16 protein-coding genes are annotated in these 19,389 nt (G+C 55.4%); 3 read left to right on the top strand and 13 right to left on the bottom strand.

Annotation, left to right across the window (positions count from 1 at the left end; all coding sequences use genetic code 11):
• Positions 1-15: 15 nt before the first annotated feature.
• A complete protein-coding gene (locus PUV54_RS15400; RefSeq protein WP_274493212.1) occupies positions 16-1,224 on the bottom strand; it encodes an acetyl-CoA C-acetyltransferase in 1,209 nt (402 codons plus the stop codon).
• A gap of 208 nt (positions 1,225-1,432) precedes the next feature.
• Between PUV54_RS15400 and putA the strand changes: the two genes are divergently transcribed.
• The 3 genes from putA to PUV54_RS15415 all read left to right on the top strand — a co-directional run bounded on the left by putA (position 1,433) and on the right by PUV54_RS15415 (position 7,225).
• A complete protein-coding gene (gene putA, locus PUV54_RS15405; protein ID WP_274493213.1) occupies positions 1,433-5,107 on the top strand; it encodes a bifunctional proline dehydrogenase/L-glutamate gamma-semialdehyde dehydrogenase PutA in 3,675 nt (1,224 codons plus the stop codon).
• Positions 5,108-5,228: 121 nt separating this feature from the next.
• Entirely contained in the window at positions 5,229-6,404 is a 1,176-nt protein-coding gene (locus PUV54_RS15410) for a sensor histidine kinase (protein ID WP_274493215.1), read from the top strand.
• 5 nt (positions 6,405-6,409) lie between these two features.
• Entirely contained in the window at positions 6,410-7,225 is an 816-nt protein-coding gene (locus PUV54_RS15415; protein WP_274493217.1) for a LytR/AlgR family response regulator transcription factor, read from the top strand.
• Here the strand turns inward: PUV54_RS15415 and mobA are convergent.
• From mobA to PUV54_RS15475, 12 genes are all read right to left on the bottom strand, one after another.
• The gene (gene mobA / locus PUV54_RS15420; protein WP_274493218.1) at positions 7,220-7,795 is read right to left on the bottom strand and encodes a molybdenum cofactor guanylyltransferase; all 576 of its coding nucleotides are present in this window, start codon (positions 7,793-7,795) and stop codon (positions 7,220-7,222) included. The two genes, PUV54_RS15415 and mobA, sit on opposite strands and share 6 nt — an antisense overlap.
• Positions 7,796-7,797: 2 nt before the next feature.
• Complete coding sequence (locus PUV54_RS15425; RefSeq protein WP_274493219.1) at positions 7,798-9,042, bottom strand: molybdopterin molybdotransferase MoeA; 1,245 nt, start codon at positions 9,040-9,042, stop codon at positions 7,798-7,800.
• Positions 8,993-9,472: a cyclic pyranopterin monophosphate synthase MoaC gene (moaC, locus tag PUV54_RS15430; protein ID WP_274493221.1), complete on the bottom strand. Its 480-nt coding sequence runs from the start codon at positions 9,470-9,472 to the stop codon at positions 8,993-8,995. The genes PUV54_RS15425 and moaC overlap by 50 nt, the downstream gene beginning before the upstream one ends.
• Positions 9,473-10,003, bottom strand: a complete 531-nt coding sequence (gene moaB, locus PUV54_RS15435) for a molybdenum cofactor biosynthesis protein B (protein WP_274493223.1) — start codon at positions 10,001-10,003, stop codon at positions 9,473-9,475.
• Positions 10,004-10,005: 2 nt separating this feature from the next.
• Positions 10,006-10,461 carry a molybdenum cofactor biosynthesis protein MoaE gene (locus tag PUV54_RS15440; protein ID WP_274493225.1) on the bottom strand — a complete coding sequence of 152 codons (456 nt, stop codon included), beginning with the start codon at positions 10,459-10,461 and terminating at the stop codon, positions 10,006-10,008.
• Positions 10,462-10,465: 4 nt separating this feature from the next.
• Complete coding sequence (locus tag PUV54_RS15445) at positions 10,466-10,717, bottom strand: MoaD/ThiS family protein (RefSeq protein ID WP_274493227.1); 252 nt, start codon at positions 10,715-10,717, stop codon at positions 10,466-10,468.
• A 1-nt stretch (position 10,718) separates the two neighbouring features.
• Positions 10,719-11,723, bottom strand: a complete 1,005-nt coding sequence (gene moaA, locus PUV54_RS15450; protein ID WP_274493228.1) for a GTP 3',8-cyclase MoaA — start codon at positions 11,721-11,723, stop codon at positions 10,719-10,721.
• A 45-nt stretch (positions 11,724-11,768) separates the two neighbouring features.
• On the bottom strand, positions 11,769-13,469 hold the full coding sequence (locus PUV54_RS15455; RefSeq protein ID WP_274493230.1) for a formate--tetrahydrofolate ligase: 1,701 nt from the start codon (positions 13,467-13,469) through the stop codon (positions 11,769-11,771).
• Between the two features lie 51 nt (positions 13,470-13,520).
• Entirely contained in the window at positions 13,521-14,309 is a 789-nt protein-coding gene (fdhD, locus tag PUV54_RS15460) for a formate dehydrogenase accessory sulfurtransferase FdhD (RefSeq protein ID WP_274493232.1), read from the bottom strand.
• A gap of 126 nt (positions 14,310-14,435) precedes the next feature.
• Positions 14,436-17,291, bottom strand: coding sequence for a formate dehydrogenase subunit alpha (gene fdhF / locus PUV54_RS15465; protein WP_274493234.1), 2,856 nt, complete (start codon positions 17,289-17,291; stop codon positions 14,436-14,438).
• Entirely contained in the window at positions 17,288-18,844 is a 1,557-nt protein-coding gene (locus PUV54_RS15470; RefSeq protein ID WP_274493236.1) for a formate dehydrogenase beta subunit, read from the bottom strand. Before PUV54_RS15470 ends, fdhF begins: the two co-directional genes overlap by 4 nt.
• The gene (locus tag PUV54_RS15475; RefSeq protein WP_274493237.1) at positions 18,841-19,296 is read right to left on the bottom strand and encodes an NADH-quinone oxidoreductase subunit NuoE family protein; all 456 of its coding nucleotides are present in this window, start codon (positions 19,294-19,296) and stop codon (positions 18,841-18,843) included. The genes PUV54_RS15470 and PUV54_RS15475 overlap by 4 nt, the downstream gene beginning before the upstream one ends.
• Positions 19,297-19,389: the final 93 nt, after the last annotated feature.

The raw sequence follows: 19,389 nt of genomic DNA on the forward strand, positions 1-19,389 counted from the left end.
TTTCAGAATGTCTGACTACACGCGCTCGATGATCGTCGCCGTACCCATGCCGGCGCCGATGCAAAGGGTGACGAGCGCCGTCTCCTTGCCCGTGCGTTCAAGTTCATCGACCATAGTGCCGAGGATCATGGCGCCAGTTGCGCCAAGCGGGTGACCCATGGCGATGGCGCCGCCGCAGACATTGATGTCGGAATGATCGATGTCGAGCGCTTGCATGAAACGCAGGACGACTGACGCGAAAGCTTCGTTCAGCTCCCAAAGATCGATGTCTTTCTTGTCCATACCAGCGCGCTTCAGCGCTTTTTGCGCCGCGAATTCCGGGCCCGTCAGCATAATGGTCGGCTCGGACCCAATCGACGCCATGGACTTGATGCGCGCGCGTGGCTTGATGCCCAGCTTTTTGCCGATCTCTTCATTACCGATCAGCACGGCGGCTGCGCCATCGACAATGCCGGAAGAGTTGCCAGCGTGATGAACGTGATTGATCTTTTCAATTTCCGGATATTTTTGCGTAGCGACAGCGTCGAAACCCGGAAAATCACCCAGCGCGGCGAAGGACGGGTTTAACGCGCCAAGCGATTGCATATCTGTGTTGGCGCGAACGGTCTCATCATGATCGAGCACGACCTCGCCCATCACGTCCTTCACGGCGTGGATCGACTTGGCGAAACGCTTTTCTTCCCATGACTTTGCGGCCCGTTTCTGGCTTTCCACCGCATAGGCGTCGACGTCGTCCCGCGAGAAACCGTATTTGGTGGCGATCAAATCTGCTGAAATCCCTTGTGGGACGAAATAGGTCTTGAACGCCGTTGACGGGTCCGTCGGCCATGCGCCGCCGTCCGAGCCCATGGGCACGCGGCTCATGGCTTCAACGCCGCCGCCGACCGTCATGTCAGCTTCACCAGCTTTCACCTTCGCCGCCGCGATGTTGATGGCTTCAAGGCCTGAAGCGCAGAAGCGGTTCACCTGAATGCCTGATGTTGTTTCCGGATACCCGGCATTCAAAATTGCGGTGCGCGTGACAACCGCGCCCTGCTCGCCAACGGGAGAGACGCAGCCGAACGCTACGTCCTCGATCTCGCCCGCATCAATGCCGTTGCGGTCCCGCACGGCTTCCAGCACCTGCGTCGCCAGTTGCACAGGCGTGATTTCGTGGAGCGATCCGTCAGATTTGCCCTTTCCGCGGGGCGTGCGCACGGCGTCGTAAATATAAGCTTCCGTCATGGACCATTCCTTTCGACCGAAAACAGGGGTTTCGCGCGTGACTTAAGTCGCCGCGCTGTACTTCCAGACCTAGTTAGGCCCCGCAAAAGACGAGCGCAATGGCGCGATGCAGCAAAGGACTGACTAAGAACAGTACTCGCGTTGGGGCAGTTCCAACGACGCTTCGAATGAGCTAAGCCGAGCCAAAATAACTGCTCAAGGAAGGCATATGTCTCAAAGCGACCCGCTCGCCACGCTCCGCGATCAAATCCGCGAACATTACCTGGTTCCCGAAGCGGAACTCATGCCCGCCTTGATCAAGATGGCCGACCTGGACGAACCGACCCGGCGCGATGCCCAATCTCGCGCGGCGGAATTCGTAACAGCAGCGAGGGCAAGCGCGGAACGTTCGGGCCTTATAGACAAATTCCTCCAGGAATACGGGCTTTCGACAGCCGAGGGCGTCACGCTTATGCGTCTTGCCGAGGCGCTGCTCCGAACCCCTGACGCCGCAACCGCAGACGCCCTTATCGAAGACAAGATCGAAGCTGGCGACTGGGCGTCTCACAAAGGAAAGAGCCCTTTTCCACTGGTTAACTTTTCAACCCGGGCGCTGATGCTCACCGCCGCCTGGCTCGATGATGTGGAGGCAAAGGACCCGCTCAGGAAAATGGCGGCGAGAACCAAAGCCGCGCTCGACAGGCTGGGCGAACCAGTGATCCGCGCCTCTGTCGGACAAGCCATGCGTATCATGGGTGAGCATTTCGTCCTTGGCGAAACCATCGCATCCGCCATGAAACGCGCGCAGCGCTATGGCGAGAAAGGATATGTGTTTTCGTTCGATATGCTTGGCGAGGCCGCACACACGGAAAAAGACGCGCTCAAATATTTCGACGACTACATGAATGCGATCAAGGCGATTTCGGAATATTCAACCCATGATCGCCCTGCTCTCAATCCCGGCATTTCAGTCAAACTTTCCGCCCTGCATCCGCGATATGAATTCGGCAAGAAAGAGCGAGTCTTAAAAGAACTCGGCGAGCGCGTCACGAAACTGGCGCTGCAAGCGAAAGCTGCGAATATGGGTTTCAACATCGATGCGGAAGAAGCCGACCGCCTCGACATATCGCTAGATATCATTGAAAGCCTGATGCGCAATCCTGACCTGGCGGCGTGGGAAGGTTTCGGGGTTGTCGTTCAATCCTATCAACGGCGCGCATCGTTCGTTCTCGACTGGCTGGCGACGCTCTCCCGCGAAACGAATCGCCTAGTGATGGTGCGGCTGGTAAAAGGCGCCTATTGGGACTCTGAAATCAAGCGTGCGCAGGTGATGGGTCTCGAAAGCTATCCGGTTTTCACCCGCAAGGTTTTAACCGATGTCAGCTTTCTGTCCTGCGCCAGAAAACTGCTCTCCAATACGGACGTTTTCTATCCGCAATTCGCTACGCACAATGCGCTGACCGCCGCCATGGTGCAGGCCATGGCTGGTGACTTCGACGACTACGAATTGCAGCGCCTGCACGGCATGGGCGAAGCGCTTCATGATAAGCTCGTGGAAAGCGGTACGCGTTCGAGGATTTATGCGCCGGTTGGAGGGCATAAAGAATTACTGCCTTACCTCGTACGGCGACTGCTTGAGAACGGCGCCAACTCTTCCTTCGTCAATCAGCTTATCGATCCCGACATGTCCGTCGATGACGTGGTTGCCGACCCTTATGATGAAATCGCCGAGCTGGAGACTTTTCCTAATCCACACATTCCCGCACCGCGCGACTATTTCGATGGCGAACGCCTTGTCGCCAAGGGCTGGGATGAAACGCACCCACCGACGGCGGCGTCAATGTCGCCAGATGCGCGCGCTCAACTTCAAGCAATAAAAGCATGCCCCATCATAGACGGAGAAACACGACGCGGGGCGGTTGAGAATGCAACGAACCCGGCTAATGGTAACGACATAATCGGCGAAGTGACGCTGACCGCATCTGAAGATGTTTCGCTCGCTTGCGAAAAAGCGGCAACTTTCGCGGGCGAATGGGCCGCAACGCCCGTTACGGTAAGGGCCGACGCTATCCGAAAAACAGCGGACCTGCTTGAAGAACGCGGCGAGCACTTCATGCGGCTTGCAGTATTTGAAGCAGGCAAGTCGTGGCCTGACGCCATCGCCGAAGTGCGAGAGGCTGTAGACTTTTTAAGATATTACCCAAACCGCGCCGAAGAACTAAAAGCCGAGCCGCTTGGCGTTGTCGCCTGTATATCGCCATGGAATTTTCCTTTGGCGATTTTCCTCGGGCAGGTGAGCGCTTCCCTGGCCGCCGGCAATTGCGTCATTGCAAAACCGGCTGAACAAACGCCGTTGATTGCATTCGAGGCTATAAAACTGCTGCACGAGGCGGGCGTCCCGGCAGGCGCGCTGCACTTCCTGCCGGGCGACGGCCCGTCCGTTGGCGCGCCGCTGATAGCAAATCCGAACGTTAATGGCGTGGTCTTCACCGGCTCGACAAACACCGCGCAGGCGATCAAGCGCACGCTTGTAGCGAGCGGCCGCCACGATGCGGCGCTGATCGCCGAAACCGGCGGCATCAACGCCATGATCGTCGACTCGACTGCGCTGCTGGAACAGGCTGTGACCGATACGGTTGATTCCGCATTTCAAAGCGCCGGCCAGCGCTGTTCGGCCTGCCGCGTCGTTTGCGTGCAGGAAGACATTACAGACCGTTTCAATGAAATGCTCGCCGGCGCCATGGCTGAGCTTGCCGTCGGCGACCCGTCGAAGCTTTCAACTGATGTCGGTCCGGTGATCGATGAAGAAGCGCGGGGCAATATTCAGCGCAATATCGAACGGCTGGAACAGGAAGCGCGGCTGATTGCGCGCGCGCCGGAAGTTGAAACAGGCCTCGGCGGCACGTTCATTCAGCCCGCAGCCTTTGAGATCAATTCGCTTTCAGATCTGAAACAGGAAATTTTCGGACCTGTTCTGCATGTTGTTACTTTTGAAGCTGAAAACCTTGAGGCGCTGGTCGATGAGATTAACGCTCTCGGTTACGGCCTCACCATGGGCGTTCACACACGCATTGATGAAACCATGGAGCGCGTGGCGCAGCGCGCCCGCGTGGGCAATGTCTACGTCAACCGTAATCAGATCGGGGCCGTTGTTGGTGTACAGCCCTTTGGCGGCGAAGGCCTTTCCGGCACCGGCCCCAAAGCCGGCGGCCCGCATTACCTGAGAGCACTGACGAAACGTGTACAGTCTGAAGGTGACTTCAAAATTGAATTCAATGATGGCCAGTTTAGCGCCAAAACTGATGGCGCGCTGAATCAAACACTTTCCAATCTCATTCCCTGGGCGAATGAACGGAATAAGAAAGCGATATTCGAACGAGCCGCCGGATCGCTTTCTGCAGAACACAAAGCATCTATGGAAAACGCTGCTGCGTTATTTGAAAAAGAGTTTGCCGAAACTGAGGAATTGCCCGGGCCCACGGGCGAGTCCAATACGTTAAAACAACGCGGACGCGGTATTGTCTTGTGTTTGGGCGGCGGTGATTGGGGCAATCAGATCGCAAAGTCATTAGCGGCTGGAAATTGCGTGATCGCTGACAAAGACCAATGCGAACCGTTCGCTTCGGCGTTAGCTGAATCCGCGCCTGATGTAATTTGTCCTATGGACTTCTCAAACGGAATTCCGAAATCTCTTCTCCTCGACAATCGCATCAGCGCGGTCGTTTATGACGGCGGGAGCGAAGGCCGGGCAGCGATCGAGGCGGTGCTGGCAGAACGCAAAGGTCCGATTATTCCGCTGCTTTCCAGCCTCGACGAGCCCTGGCGTTTTGCCACGGAGCGGACATTGACCATCAATACCACCGCGGCGGGCGGTGACGTTCGATTGTTGTCGCTGAGCGAATAGGGTTAGAATATTAAGCACTTAGCTGCGACGTTTATCGCATGGCGGGGGCTGTTCGCCGCAGAATGGCTTGTAATGCGGTGCAGACAGGCCTTTTTGAATGAATAAACATGAGAATGCGCCCATGAGCTCTGCCGATGTGACAGCCTCCGCGGCTGGACCGTTCATTACCACCCAAGGCCGTTCGCGCGAGTGGATGAACTGGTTTTTCGCCGACAAGGGCCGGATGTTCTGGATACTCCAGGTCGCCGGCTGGATGGGATTCTTTGCACTTCACATTCTTAGTGTTTCGACATTCGTCGCCGGGCGCTCTACGGACTCCCTTCTCTATTCCGTTGCGTCATCGCTAATCGGTTTTTTAACCACTAGCATTCTTGCACGGCCGATTTATCGTTTCGCGCGGCGGCAGGGACCGGCTGTTCTCTTGTTGATCGTTTTGACGTCCACCATTTTGATGGCCGTCGCCATGTCGGCGATGAAAGCGCAGACATTCGGTATTCTATTCGGCAACGCCTGGATGGATTTGCGCGGCGCCAGTCTCGGCACTACAAACTACCTACTACTGATCGTCCCTGACCTGCCGGTGAACCTGTTCCTGCTCGGCTCTTGGGCAGGGTTTTATTTCGGCATCAACTATTATTTGAAACTGCGCAACGAGATGGAGCGCGCCATCCTTTCAGCGCGGCTCGCCGATCAAGCGCAACTGAAAATGCTGCGCTATCAGCTTAACCCGCATTTTCTCTTCAACACATTGAACGCGATTTCAACCCTCGTGCTCGAGCAGGATGGCAAGCAAGCAAACTCCATGCTGACTCAACTGTCAGCGTTTCTTCGCTATTCACTGGATAGCGACCCGCTGCAAAAGACAACGCTCGCGGAAGAAGTCCGTGCGCTTGATCTTTATCTTGCGATTGAGAAAACCCGCTTCGGCGACCGGTTGACGGTGACTTTTGATATCGATGAAGAAACCAAGAACGCTTACGTGCCGTCGCTGATTCTCCAACCAGCAATTGAAAACGCCATCAAATACGCCATTGCCCAGATGGAAAGCGGCGGCGAGATAACGATCATTGCAAAACGCGAAGGCGGCGCGCTAATCATGCAGGTGTGCGATAACGGCCCCAATGCACCGGAAGACCCTGAAGCCCTGTTGAGAGACGTCAAAACGGGCGTGGGTCTTGTCAATATGCGCGACAGGTTGAATTATCTCTATCAAGGGCGCGGAAAGTTCATGCTTTCCCATGTTGAACCACAGGGTCTATGCGTAGGCCTCAGAATTCCATTTGAAAACCGGGGATAGCGATCATGAGCGACGATAAAATCCGTGTCATGCTGGTCGATGACGAACCGCTTGCGTTACGCGGCCTGAAATTGCGGCTGCAAAACTTTCCTGAGGTCGAAATTATCGGCGAATGTTCTAACGGACGTGAAGCCGTGAAGGATATCAAGGCGAAGTCTCCGGACCTTGTGTTTCTCGACATTCAAATGCCAGGACTCGACGGGTTCGGTGTTGTCCGCGCCATGATCGGCGGCCCGGCGCCCCTGTTCATCTTCGTCACAGCTTACGACAAATACGCCATCGATGCGTTTGAGGCGAACGCCCTCGATTATATCGTAAAACCAGTCGAGGAAGAGCGTCTCAACGACGCCCTGCATCGCGCTCGTGAAGCGCTGAAAAGCAAAGTGGCGACAGACAGGGAATCCAAGCTCATTGAGATGCTGGCGTCTTTATCGGACGATGACCGCGACCGTATTAAAGAACTGATCAATGATCCGGCATGGTCGGAAAAACAGCGTTATTCGGAACGGCTTTCATTTAAGGACGGTTCGAAGGTGGTCATGCTGATGGCCGACGAAATCGAGTGGATCGACGCTGCAGGCGATTACATGTGCATCCACGCGGGCGGGAAGACTCATATCATTCGTGAAACTATGAAGGCGCTCCAAACGCGTCTCGACCCTGCCCGGTTTCAGCGCGTACACCGCTCCGCCATCGTCAATATCGACAAGGTTAAGGAACTTCACCCGCATTCGAATGGCGAATATTTTCTGATTCTCGAAAACGGTTCTGAGTTAAAGTTGTCGCGCTCTTACAAGGATGTCGTGGCGCGATTTTTATAATCTCGCACCTTCCGCTTCAGCAGCGGCAAGGTCTTCCGGCGTATTGATGTTCCGGAAATAGTGATCGCCGGGGAAGCTGACTTCTTTCGCTGCGGCGGCTTTAGCCAGACTTTTCAAGGAAACCCCTTCGTTGACGACGATTTCGTTAAAGGCTGTGTCTAAATCCTCAATGCGCCACCATGCGAATGTCGGATGCAGGCCCGCTTCGTCTTTTGCGACTGAACTCTTTTCCGAGGCGTGAAGTCGTTCACATAGGTCGGATAGCAAAAATGGTCCGTCTACAGGCGCTGTAAAAAATCCGACTGTTTCAGCAGGATAGTTGTATTGGATCCATGCTAGCGCTGACCATAATCCGCCCGCCGGGCCGGCTGGACCGTCGCGACGGTCGGGTACATTGACTAGTCCTGTTTCATAGTTACGCGGACCGGAGATCAGAACCTGATCTGCCTGCGGCGCTAACCTGTCGATAACAATATCGATTAAGCGCTTGCCATTCAGTTCTAACGCGCCCTTGTCGGCGCCACCCATCCGGCTCGCTTTCCCACCCGACAGTATGACAGCGATACGCATGCCTAGCGCAGCCAAACAATATCGACCGCGTCGTTCTTCGCGGCGGCTGACGCATTGGCCAGACGGCGAATAAGACAATTCGCTTTTGAAAAAGGCGTCAACAGCGAACTATCCTGATTTGAAGCCGCAGAAACTGTCAAACCACTTGACGTTAGTGACGCCTTAGCACGTAGATAGGACTCACGCGCACCGTTAGCCTCCAGCGGCGTGACCAATGCGGCTTTGTGAAAAACCGGCGCGCCTTGCACGCTTTCACCGGCAAGCCGACGCATTAGGGGCTGAACAAATAGCGCCGCTGTAACAATCGCCGAAGCCGGATTGCCAGGCAGACCGACAACAGATGCATTCCCAAGCTTACCGAACCAGGTGGGTTTGCCCGGCCTTACAGCAACTTTTTCGAAGACAAGTTCACCGCCTTCCTTTTTGAACGCCGATTTGACGAAATCATAATCGCCAACCGATGCGCCGCCGATAGGGATAATGATGTCCGCATCGCGACCGCGCCTGAAGTACGCTCTTATGGCGTCCTCACTGTCGACCGCCCGGCCCAGATATTCAGAGCTTCCGCCCCAGCCTGAAACCATAGCGGCCAGCGCATAGTGATTGGAATTGACGATTTGCCCGGGCTTTAAGGTAGAGCCGGGTTCCACAAGCTCATCGCCATTTGAAAATACGGCGCTTTTAGGTCTTCGATAGACTTGCGCACCAGCAAGATTTGCCGCCGCTAAAACAGAGCCATGAATTTCATGCAGGCGTTCACCGGCGCGTACGAGTATATCGCCTTGTTTAAAATCAATACCGGCTTGACGAATGTGACGCGGCTCATCTTGAGGTTCGCGTATTTGGATGTGCACGTCATTACGCGTTACGTCTTCTTGAATGATCACATGGTCTGTGCCGTCCGGCACGGCGGCGCCCGTGAAAATTCGCACCGCCTCCCCTTTATCGACCATGCCGCTATAGGGCGCGCCTGCGGGCGCCTCACCAATTACTGTCAGGGTTGCGCCAACCGATGCATCCGCAAAACGCACGGCATAACCGTCCATGGCGGAAGCAGCGAATGGCGGCTGCGTGATTTGCGCGGAAACATCTTTCGCAGCAATCCTGCCCGGCAAAGCTTCAAGCGGAACTGTTTCAGGTTCTAAGCGCTCAGTGTTTTCGAGAATTGCAGAAATCGCTTCATCAACGCTCAGCATTTTACTTGCCACGGTTAAAGTCACCAGACTTGCCGCCGGATTTTTCGACAAGCTCCACCCCTTCAATGGTCATCGACTTATCAACTGCCTTGGCCATATCATAAACCGTGAGACAAGCAGTCATCACGGCTGTCAACGCTTCCATCTCAACGCCAGTTTTGCCGGTTGTTTTGACCTCAGCAGTGACAACAAATGCGAATTTTTTTTCGTCCGGTTCAACACGAACCGACAGTCCGGTGATCGGCAGAGGATGACACAATGGGATTAAACTGCTTGTCTGTTTTGCGCCCATGACCCCTGCAAGCTCGGCGATGCTGGCCACATCGCCTTTTTTGACGCCTGCACGGACCTTATCAAAAGACTCTTTCGAAAAGACGACACGGCCGCGCGCAACGGCGCGGCGTTCAGTGTCGGATTTCGCGCTCACATCGACCATGCGCGCCCGGCCCTGTTCATCGAAATGAGTGAGATTGTCAGCCATCTATCGTTCCATCAGGCGCGGCATGATTTCAACGAAGTTGCATGGCCTGTGACGAATGTCGAGCTGATAAGAAAGCACTTTATCCCACCCGTCTTTCACGGCGCCGTTCGACCCCGGCAAACAAAATATAAACGTGCCTTTCGCAACGCCGGCGCATGCGCGCGACTGCAAAGTTGATAACCCGATACTGTCAAAACTGACCTTATGAAAGACGGCTGAAAAACCGTCTATGGTTTTTTCGAATAGCGGCATCAGCGCTTCAGGCGTGACGTCACGGCCCGTCAGGCCCGTACCGCCGGTGGAAATCACGACATCAACAGATTCATCATCGATCCAGTCTCGAACCTTTTCCTGTATGGCCTTTACGTCGTCACGCACGATGGTCCGGCCCGCCAGTTCGTGGCCCGCTTCCTTTATCCGCGCCGCCAGCAAGTCGCCTGACGTGTCGTCTTTTTCCGTGCGCGTATCGGAGACGGTCAGCACGGCAATGCGAACCGGAACGAATTCAAGGGACTCATTAATGCCGGGCATGCCTAGTTATCCTCTCGCCAGCGTCCGACGTCCTTATAGTCCTGATCACGCGGCTCGATCCATGCTTCGCCATTTTTTCGGACTTCCTTTTTCCAGAACATGGCTTCAGTTTTCAGATAATCCATCAAAAAATCCGCAGCTTCGAAAGCATCCCGGCGATGAGCTGACGCGACACAAACCATGACAATCGGTTCGCCAGGTGTAAGGCGTCCCACCCGATGAATGATCAGCACCTCATCAATATTCCAGCGTGACTTGGCCTGTTGCTCGATTTCTGAGATGGATTTCTCCGTGACGCCAGGGAAGTGTTCAAGCACAAGCGCTGTGACATCGTCACTCTCTGCTTTCCCACGCACCTTACCAAGAAAACTGACGACGGCACCTGCGCCTTTTGCGGCGCTTTCAAACGATGAAAGTTCAGCGCCGGGGTCAAATGGTTCCTCGCACACTCGTATCATTTTTCTAGCCGCCGCTGACCGGGGGCAAGAAAGCGACCTCGTCACGATCCGAAACCGCTGTTCCCGAATCCGCCATTTTTTCGTTAATGATGACGCGAACAGAACTTTCTTTCAGTGCTGCTGACAGAACTGTATCGTCCTCTCCAATAGTATCGATCAGGTCGGAGACCGTGTGCGTTCTGGAGGGAAGCATGACATTGCGCTCGCGAGCGCCCGCAAGATCGCTTAGCTTTCCGAAAAACAAAACGCGCGCCATGTCAGCCGCCCGTCATGGACATGTGCCGGGAAACCGCCGGCGCCGATCCGCGTTCCGAAATATCGAACGCATGGCGCTCAGGCTTGTTCAGCATCGCCTGGTCAAGAGCATCGCCAAGCGCAGCATCCGGCTCGTCGCTCCGCAATGCGCTACGCAGATCGATCCGGTCCGAATGGCCAAGGCACATATAGATCTGGCCGGTACAGGTAACGCGCACGCGGTTACAGCCAGCGCAGAAATTGTTGGTAAGCGGCGTGATCATGCCGAGAACGCCGCCAGTCTCTTCAATACGGGCATATCGCGCCGGTCCGCCAGTGCGCATATCAATCGGCGTCAATGTCCACTGGCGTTGAAGGCGATCCTGCACAGCGGTCAGCGGCAGATACTGATCGACACGGTCTACTTCAATTTCACCGAGCGGCATCACCTCGATCAGCGTCAGGTCCATGCCGCGACCGTGAGCCCATTCAATCATTGCGGGGATTTCGTGCTCATTAACGCCTTTCAGCGCCACTGTGTTGATTTTAACTTTCAAGCCTGCGTTCTGCGCAGCATCAAGGCCTTTTAAAACTTTCGACAGCGCATTACGACGCGTCAGATTTTCGAACTGTCTATCATCAAGCGTATCAAGAGAAACATTGATGCGCCTGACGCCCAGAGATTTAAGCACATCCGCGTGATGAGAAAGCTGCGTGGCGTTGGTTGTCAGCGTCAATTCTTCGAGCTCGCCTGCCTCCAGCCGCTGTCCAAGCCGCGCCATCAACGTCATGATATCCCGGCGCACGAGAGGCTCGCCGCCAGTGATGCGGATTTTCTTTACCCCGCGATCAATAAACGCGCCTGCCAGCCTCTCAAGCTCTTCGAGACTCAACACGTCCCGCTTTGGCAGGAACGTCATATGCTCCGCCATGCAATAGGTGCATCGCAAATCGCAGCGGTCCGTCACCGATAATCGCAAATAGGTTATCTGGCGGCCGAATGTGTCTTTAAGCGAATTCAATGACATGAGACTGACAATATCATGCACTTGCCAGCGGTCGCAAACCGTTCATCACGCTAGGCCAACCACTTGTCCGGTCTCATCCAGCCCTATTTCCAGCGCCGCCGGTTTTCGCGGCAGACCCGGCATCACCATTATGTCTCCGCAGATGGCCACGATGAACCCGGCCCCGGCGGAAAGGCGTGCTTCGCGCACCTCCAGCGTGTGCCCTGTGGGTGCGCCGACCAGTTTCGCATCAGTAGAAAAACTGTACTGCGTTTTGGCGATGCAGACCGGCAGATTGCCGTAGCCGAGATCTTCGAATTCTTTAAGACTACGCGCCGCGCCGGCATGAAATTCAACACGCTCAGCGCGATAGACTTCGCCGGCGATCGTTTCAATCTTCTTCTTAAGCGGAATGTCATCAGGGTATATTGTAGCTACGTCAGGCGACGGTTTTTCAAGCTGTTCGACAACCGCTTTCGCCAGTTCGATAGCGCCCTCACCGCCCTTCGCCCAATGTTTTGCGATAGCGGGTGTCACCCCCTGCTCCGCGCAAATGCGTTGTACAACGCCGATTTCGTCATCTGAGTCTTTGACAAAATGATTGATCGCAACCACGGGCGTCACGCCATATTTTTTCAAATTTTCAATATGCCGGATAAGATTAACGCTGCCTCGCTCAACAGCTTCAGCGTCGGGCGTGCCTAGATCACTTTTGGCGATGCCACCCTGCATCTTGAGCGCGCGGACGGTGCAGACAAGAACGACGACATCGGGGCGCAGGCCAGACTGACGGCATTTGATATCGAGAAATTTCTCCGCGCCCAGATCAGCGCCAAAACCGGCCTCGGTCACCACGATGTCTGCGAGTTTAAGCGCCGTTTGCGTCGCCATCACGGAATTACAGCCGTGAGCGATGTTTGCGAACGGTCCGCCATGGATGAACGCAGGATTATGCTCAATCGTCTGTACGAGATTGGGTTGCAGCGCATCTTTTAAGAGAACCGCCATGGCGCCGTCAGCGCCAATATCGCGCGCCGTCACCGGCGTCTTGTCATAACGCCGGGCGATGATGATGTCGCCAAGCCTTCGCTGCAAATCTTTAAGGTCCGTAGCAAGGCAGAAAATCGCCATGATTTCCGACGCCACAGTAATGTCGAAGCCGCTCTCACGCGGCACGCCATGGGCCGGCCCGCCAAGACCGACAACAATATTGCGCAGCGCCCGATCATTCATATCGACAACACGACGCCAGTTCACACGGCGCGGATCAATATTCTGTTCGTTGCCCCAATGTATGTGATTGTCCACAAGCGCCGCCAACAGGCTGTGTGCGGAAGTGATGGCGTGAAAATCACCGTTAAAATGAAGATTGATGTCTTCCATAGGGATGACTTGCGCGCGTCCGCCGCCCGCGGCGCCGCCCTTCATGCCAAAACAAGGGCCCAGCGACGGTTCACGCAGGCACACCATGGCGTTTTGACCAATTTTGTTGAGACCATCTGTCAGGCCGACGCTGGTGGTTGTTTTTCCTTCGCCGGCTGGCGTCGGCGTCACGGCAGTCATCAATACCAGTTTGCCGGACTTTTTGTCCTTTAGGCTTGAGATGTGATCGAGCGAAACTTTTGCCTTGTGGTGACCATAAGGAATGAGCGCTTCCGGCGGGACGCCTAACCTATCTTTGGCGAGATCCAGGATCGGCCGCATTGTTGCGGCGCGCGCGATTTCAATGTCTGGCGCCCCCGGCGCAGGCAAGTTGTCTTTTGTCATGGCTTATCTCATCGGCAGTAACGCCGCCCTCTCAATGTTTGTTTTTGATAGCTACTGCGTAACTTCGACGAAACTTTCCCCTTCACGGCAGTATAATGAAATGTTCGCTTCGCCCGCTTTACGGATAGCAAACGCTGTCGGTCCCGAAACAGAAGCGACAGCGGCAACACCGACACGCGCAGACTTTTCTATGATTTCGTAAGAGCAGCGGCTGGACATCAGCACAAACCCGTTTTGCAAATCCGTGTTGTCGCGCACCAGCGCTCCTAAAAGCTTGTCGAGCGCATTATGCCGGCCGACATCTTCACGTGCGAGCACAATGGCTCCATTTAAGTCCGCCCAGGCGGCGCCATGCACGGTTCTCGTAGCAGTATTAAGCGGTTGATGATCTTTCAGCGCTTGCAAAGCCGCTGACAGCGCCTTTCGGTCTACTGTTAGTGTCTTGTTCCTGACTTTAGGCAACGGTTCGAAAAAAGTCTCCGCGTTTTCAAGGCCGCAGACGCCGCAACCGGCGCGACCGACAAGGTTTCGCCGCTGCTGGCGCAGGTCGAGTCTTTCCAGCTTTTCAGGCTCTATCGATAGATGCAACTCTATGCCGCGTTCCGATTGATGAATGTCAACGGCAGAAATCTCATCCACCGCATCAACAACACGTTCGGTAAGTGAAAAACCAACGGCAAAGTCCTCCATGTCGGAAGGGGTCGCCAGCATTACCGCATAATTGCGCCGATTATAGACAAAAGCGACAGGCGTTTCTTCGGGAACTGACCAGTTGCCGTTGGTGACTTTGACCGTTCGCTCGCATGGAGGCGGCGCGCCCGTGGTGGAGATTTTAGCCATAGAAACCAAACCCCGCTCACCCCGACGCAAGTCGGGGTCCAGCTGAGAAAATAACGCCGGGCGAAGCCCGACATGCTTGGCTTGACTGGATCCCGGCTTTCGCCGGGAAGAGCGGTTGAAAAGCCATCATTCCGCAGGCTCGGCGACGCCAGCATCAAGGATACGGCGCAAATCCGGGGTAGTCGCTTCGTAGGTCTCCTGCCATTCGGACTTGTGATTCGCTGGAGCAACTTCAACCGCGGTAACTTTATATTCGGGACAGCTTGTCGCCCAATCGGAATTTTCCGTCGTCACCACATTTACGCCGGTCACGGGATGATGGAATGTCGTATAAACGACACCCGGGGCCATACGCTCGGAAATCACGGCTTTGAGCGTGATCTCTCCCTTGCGGCTGCGAATTGACACCCAATGACCGTCGTAGATTCCGCGCGCTTCGGCATCAGCAGGGTGAATTTCCAAAACGTCTTCTTCATGCCAATCACTGTTATGGGTGCGCCGCGTCTGCGCGCCGACATTATACTGTGAGAGGATCCGCCCGGTCGTCAGGATCAGTGGAAACTTGCGATTTGTTTTCTCTGTTGTCGGCACATATTCTGTCGGTACGAAATTACCCTTGCCGCGAACGAACTTATCGATATGCATGATCGGTGTGCCGTCAGGCGCCGCGTCATTACACGGCCATTGAACGCTTCCCTTTTGATCAAGAAACTGATGCGAGACATTGGCGAAGGTCGGTGTCAGTGCTGCGATTTCGTCCATAATCTCCGCGGCGTTATTGAAATTCATTTCCGCATAACCGAGCGCATTGCTCAGCATTTGCGTCGCTTCCCACTCCTCAATGCCCACTTGCGAGCGCATGGCTGGCCGCACGCGATTAATGCGCCGTTCGGCATTGATGAAACAGCCGTCTTTTTCAAGAAACGACGTGCCCGGAAAGAAAACATGGGCGAAACGCGCCGTCTCGTTTAGGAAAAGATCCTGCACGATGATGACATCCATGGCCTTAAGGGCTGCTTCCACATGCTGCGTGTTCGGGTCGGACTGGGCGATGTCTTCGCCCTGCACATAAAGACCCTTGAAGCCGCCAGCACATGCCTCATCAAACATGTTGGGGATGCGATAGCCAGGCTCCGCATCCTGGGGGCGGCCCCAGGCTTTTTCGAAAAGATCGCGGACCGATTCATCCGACACGTGGCGATAGGCCGAGAACTCATGAGGAAACGACCCCATGTCGCACGAGCCCTGCACGTTGTTCTGACCGCGTAGCGGATTCACGCCGACGCCGCGTCTGCCAATATTGCCCGTCGCCATTGCCAGGTTCGCCATGCCCATGACCATGGTCGAACCTTGAGAGTGTTCGGTAACACCGAGCCCGTAATAGATCGCTGCATTGCCGCCGCTGGCGTAAAGTCGCGCCGCCGCACGAATATCTTGCGCAGAAACACCAGTGACTTTCGCTACTTCTTCTGGCGAGTTCTCTTGGCCCTTGATGAAATCGAGCCACTGTTTGAAGGACTCAAAATCGCAGCGGTCTTTGATAAATTTTTTATCGACCAGGTCTTCGACGACGGCAACATGGGCAATTGCGTTGATCAGCGCGACGTTCGTTCCTGGCAGTAATGGCAAATGATGCGCAGCCTCGATATGCGGCGTGCGCACTAGATCGATAGCACGCGGATCAGCAACAATCAGCTTCGCCCCTTGCCGTAAACGGCGCTTCATCTGCGACGCAAAAACGGGGTGCGCATCGGTCGGGTTGGCGCCGATCAGCAAAATGATATCGCACTCTTCGACACTGTCGAAATCCTGAGTCCCTGCCGAAGTGCCGTAAGTCTGTTTCAGGCCGTAGCCCGTCGGCGAATGACAAACGCGGGCGCAGGTATCGATATTGTTATTGCCGAAAGCGGTGCGCACCATTTTTACGACCGCCCAGACTTCTTCAATCGTACAACGCGACGATGAAATAGCACCGATGGATTTACGCCCGTATTGTTCTTGCGTGGCTTTTAGGCGCTGCGCGGCGAAATCGACAGCGTCCGGCCAGCTCACTTCCCGCCAAGGGTCGGTGATCTTTTCTCGGATCATCGGTTTCGTGATCCGATCTTTATGTGTCGCATAGCCCCAGGCAAAGCGGCCTTTGACGCAGGAATGCCCGTGGTTCGCCTTGCCGTCCTTGTGCGGCGTCATGCGAATCACCTGATCGCCTTTCAATTCCGCTTTGAACGAACAACCTACGCCGCAATAAGCACAAGTTGTCAGCACTGTGCGATCCGGCACGCCATGTTCGACGACAGATTTTTCCTGCAAAGTCGCAGTTGGGCAGGCCTGCACGCAAGCGCCACAGGAAACGCATTCAGATTCAAAGAAATTCGCGCCTCCAAACGACACCCGGGAGTCAAACCCGCGCCCCTCGATAGTCAGCGCCAGCGTACCCTGAACCTCATCGCACGCGCGTACGCAGCGCGAACAGACGATGCATTTTGACGGATCATATTCGAAATACGGGTTGGAAACATCCTTGGCGCTTTGAGTGAAATGGTTCTCACCCTCATAACCGTAGCGTACCTCGCGCAGTCCCACGGCGCCCGCCATATCCTGCAACTCGCAATCGCCATTGTCGGAACAGGTCAGGCAATCAAGCGGATGATCGGAGATATAAAGCTCCATCACCCCACGCCGAAGTTTCGCAAGGCGGTCGGTCTGGGTTCGGACTTTCATGCCTTCGGCGACTGGCGTCGTACAGGACGCGGGCATCCCCTTGCGGCCATCGATCTCAACAAGGCACAGCCGGCAGGAGCCGAACGCCTTCACCATGTCGGTGGCACAAAGCTTGGGAATGGATATCCCAGCCTCATTGGCGGCGCGCATTATGCTCGTACCTTCAGGGACTTCCACCCCGAAGCCGTCGATTTCGACGGTTACAGTCTTTTCAGCCTTCGACTTGGGCGTGCCGTAGTCTTTTTCTTTCAAGAGGGTCATGTAGCCGCCTCCTGCTTTTGTTTTATCCCGAAATCTTCCGGGAAGTGTTTCACTGCGCTTTGCACAGGAATTGGCGTCATGCCGCCCATTGCGCACAGCGAGCCGTCAACCATCAACTCGCAAAGATCGTCGAGCACAGTCACGTTCTTTTCATGATCGCGGCCTGCTCTAATGCGGTCGATCACTTCGACCCCACGCACGGAGCCGATCCGGCACGGCGTGCACTTGCCACAGGACTCCTCCACACAAAATTCAAAGGCGTAGCGCGCCTGCTCCAACAAGTTCACACTTTCGTCGAATACTACGACGCCGCCATGGCCGACCCCGGCGCCGTTCGCCAGCATTGTCTCGTAATCCATCGGCAGGTTATACATTTCGGGCGGCAAATAGGCGCCGAGCGGCCCGCCGATTTGCGCTGCACGCACCGACTTTTCCGTAAATGTTCCGCCGCCAATATCGTTGACAAGCTCGCCGAGCGTGACGCCGAAAGCAGTCTCAAACAGTCCGCCATATTTGATGTTGCCTGCAAGCTGAAACGGCATCGTGCCCGTAGACTTGCCCATGCCGTAGTCGCGATAGAACTTTGCACCCTTCGCCAGGATCGCCGGAACGGAACACAATGAGATGACGTTGTGGACGAGGGTCGGTTTGCCGAACAATCCTTCGAGGGCTGGCAGCGGCGGCTTGGCGCGTACTTCGCCGCGTTTGCCTTCGAGACTGTTCAACAGCGATGTTTCCTCGCCGCAAATATAAGCGCCCGCGCCGACAAACACCTCTATATCGAACGTCTTGCCCGTACCGCGAATATTGTCGCCCAACACTCCCGCTGCGCGCGCATTTACGATCGCACCATTCAACACGCGCTCTGCGATCGGGTATTCTGAGCGCAGATAGACGAACCCTTTCGTCGCGCCGACAGCGACGCCGGCGATGATCATGCCTTCGATCAGACAGAACGGATCGCCTTCCATGATCATGCGGTCGGCAAACGTGCCGCTGTCACCTTCGTCGGCGTTAACAACAATGTACTTCTGGTCTGCTTTGGCTTCTGAAACCGTTTTCCATTTTATACCGGCGGGAAATCCCGCCCCGCCGCGCCCGCGCAAGCCCGATTGCATGATTTCTTCACAGATCGCTGCGCCATCTATGTTCAGCGCCTTGTCGAGCCCTTCAAAACCGCCATGGCTTTTGTAGTCTTCAAGCGATAACGGATCGGTCACGCCGCAACGTTCAAAAATTAGCCGCGTCTGCTTTTTGAAGAACGGGATCTCTTCGACCAGGCCCACACACTTATCGTGTCTGCCATCTCCAAGGATGGCATCAAGCACCGAGACTGCATCATCTTCGCTAACCGGACCGTAACCTATGCGCTTACAGTCTTTTTCGACTTCGAGCAGCGGTTCGAGCCAATGCATGCCGCGCGAGCCAGTGCGCACAAGTTCCAGTTTTATTTTCCGCTTCGCCGCTTCGTTCTGAAGCGCATCGGCAACATCATCGGCGCCCATGGCGATGGCGACGCTATCAAGCGGCAGGAAAAGCTTCAACGCGCTCATGACACACGCTCCCGCTTCACGCGCTCGATTGCTTTTTCAACCTTTGCTGCGCTCGCCATGCCGACAAGCCGGCCGCCAACCATCGCCGCCGGCGCGCATGAACAAAGCCCAAGGCAATAGACGGGCTCAAGCGTGATATCTTTCGAGGCGCTCGTCTCACCCATTTTGAGGGCGTATTGCTTTTCGACCTCTGAAACGAACTGACGCCCGCCCGCCGCCTGACACGCTTCCGCTGCGCAAAGGCGAACCACCGTTTCGCCTTTCGGCTCACGCGTGAAGTCGTGGTAAAAACTGATCACGCCTTTCACCTCGGCGCGTGTGATATTGAAAAGATCGCCCGCAACCGCTTCTGTCTCTTCCGGCAAGTATCCGACCTCTGCCTGTACGGCTCTGAGGGCGGAGATCAGCCCGCCCGTACGGCCAACATAAGGTTCGATAATTTTCGCGAGCATGAAAACCTTTTTACGCTATGTATCTTGCCCGGTCATAGCACATAAAGGCCGATTTTCATTACCAAAACCGGACAAACTCAAATAGAAATGGAA

This window comes from Hyphococcus flavus, from assembly GCF_028748065.1.
In the GTDB taxonomy this organism is placed as follows: Bacteria; Pseudomonadota; Alphaproteobacteria; order Caulobacterales; family Parvularculaceae; genus Hyphococcus; species Hyphococcus flavus.

What these genes read in the sequence shown, in the direction of transcription:
- mobA (WP_274493218.1), bottom strand. Translation starts at nt 7,795, where the DNA reads ATGCGTATCGCTGTCATACTGTCGGGTGGGAAAGCGAGCCGGATGGGT.
- PUV54_RS15410 (WP_274493215.1), top strand. Translation starts at nt 5,229, where the DNA reads ATGAGCTCTGCCGATGTGACAGCCTCCGCGGCTGGACCGTTCATTACC.
- fdhD (WP_274493232.1), bottom strand. Translation starts at nt 14,309, where the DNA reads ATGGCTAAAATCTCCACCACGGGCGCGCCGCCTCCATGCGAGCGAACG.
- PUV54_RS15440 (WP_274493225.1), bottom strand. Translation starts at nt 10,461, where the DNA reads ATGATACGAGTGTGCGAGGAACCATTTGACCCCGGCGCTGAACTTTCA.
- PUV54_RS15400 (WP_274493212.1), bottom strand. Translation starts at nt 1,224, where the DNA reads ATGACGGAAGCTTATATTTACGACGCCGTGCGCACGCCCCGCGGAAAG.
- PUV54_RS15445 (WP_274493227.1), bottom strand. Translation starts at nt 10,717, where the DNA reads ATGGCGCGCGTTTTGTTTTTCGGAAAGCTAAGCGATCTTGCGGGCGCT.
- fdhF (WP_274493234.1), bottom strand. Translation starts at nt 17,291, where the DNA reads ATGACCCTCTTGAAAGAAAAAGACTACGGCACGCCCAAGTCGAAGGCT.
- PUV54_RS15470 (WP_274493236.1), bottom strand. Translation starts at nt 18,844, where the DNA reads ATGAGCGCGTTGAAGCTTTTCCTGCCGCTTGATAGCGTCGCCATCGCC.
- PUV54_RS15455 (WP_274493230.1), bottom strand. Translation starts at nt 13,469, where the DNA reads ATGACAAAAGACAACTTGCCTGCGCCGGGGGCGCCAGACATTGAAATC.
- moaA (WP_274493228.1), bottom strand. Translation starts at nt 11,723, where the DNA reads ATGTCATTGAATTCGCTTAAAGACACATTCGGCCGCCAGATAACCTAT.
- moaC (WP_274493221.1), bottom strand. Translation starts at nt 9,472, where the DNA reads ATGGCTGACAATCTCACTCATTTCGATGAACAGGGCCGGGCGCGCATG.
- PUV54_RS15415 (WP_274493217.1), top strand. Translation starts at nt 6,410, where the DNA reads ATGAGCGACGATAAAATCCGTGTCATGCTGGTCGATGACGAACCGCTT.
- PUV54_RS15475 (WP_274493237.1), bottom strand. Translation starts at nt 19,296, where the DNA reads ATGCTCGCGAAAATTATCGAACCTTATGTTGGCCGTACGGGCGGGCTG.
- moaB (WP_274493223.1), bottom strand. Translation starts at nt 10,003, where the DNA reads ATGCCCGGCATTAATGAGTCCCTTGAATTCGTTCCGGTTCGCATTGCC.
- putA (WP_274493213.1), top strand. Translation starts at nt 1,433, where the DNA reads ATGTCTCAAAGCGACCCGCTCGCCACGCTCCGCGATCAAATCCGCGAA.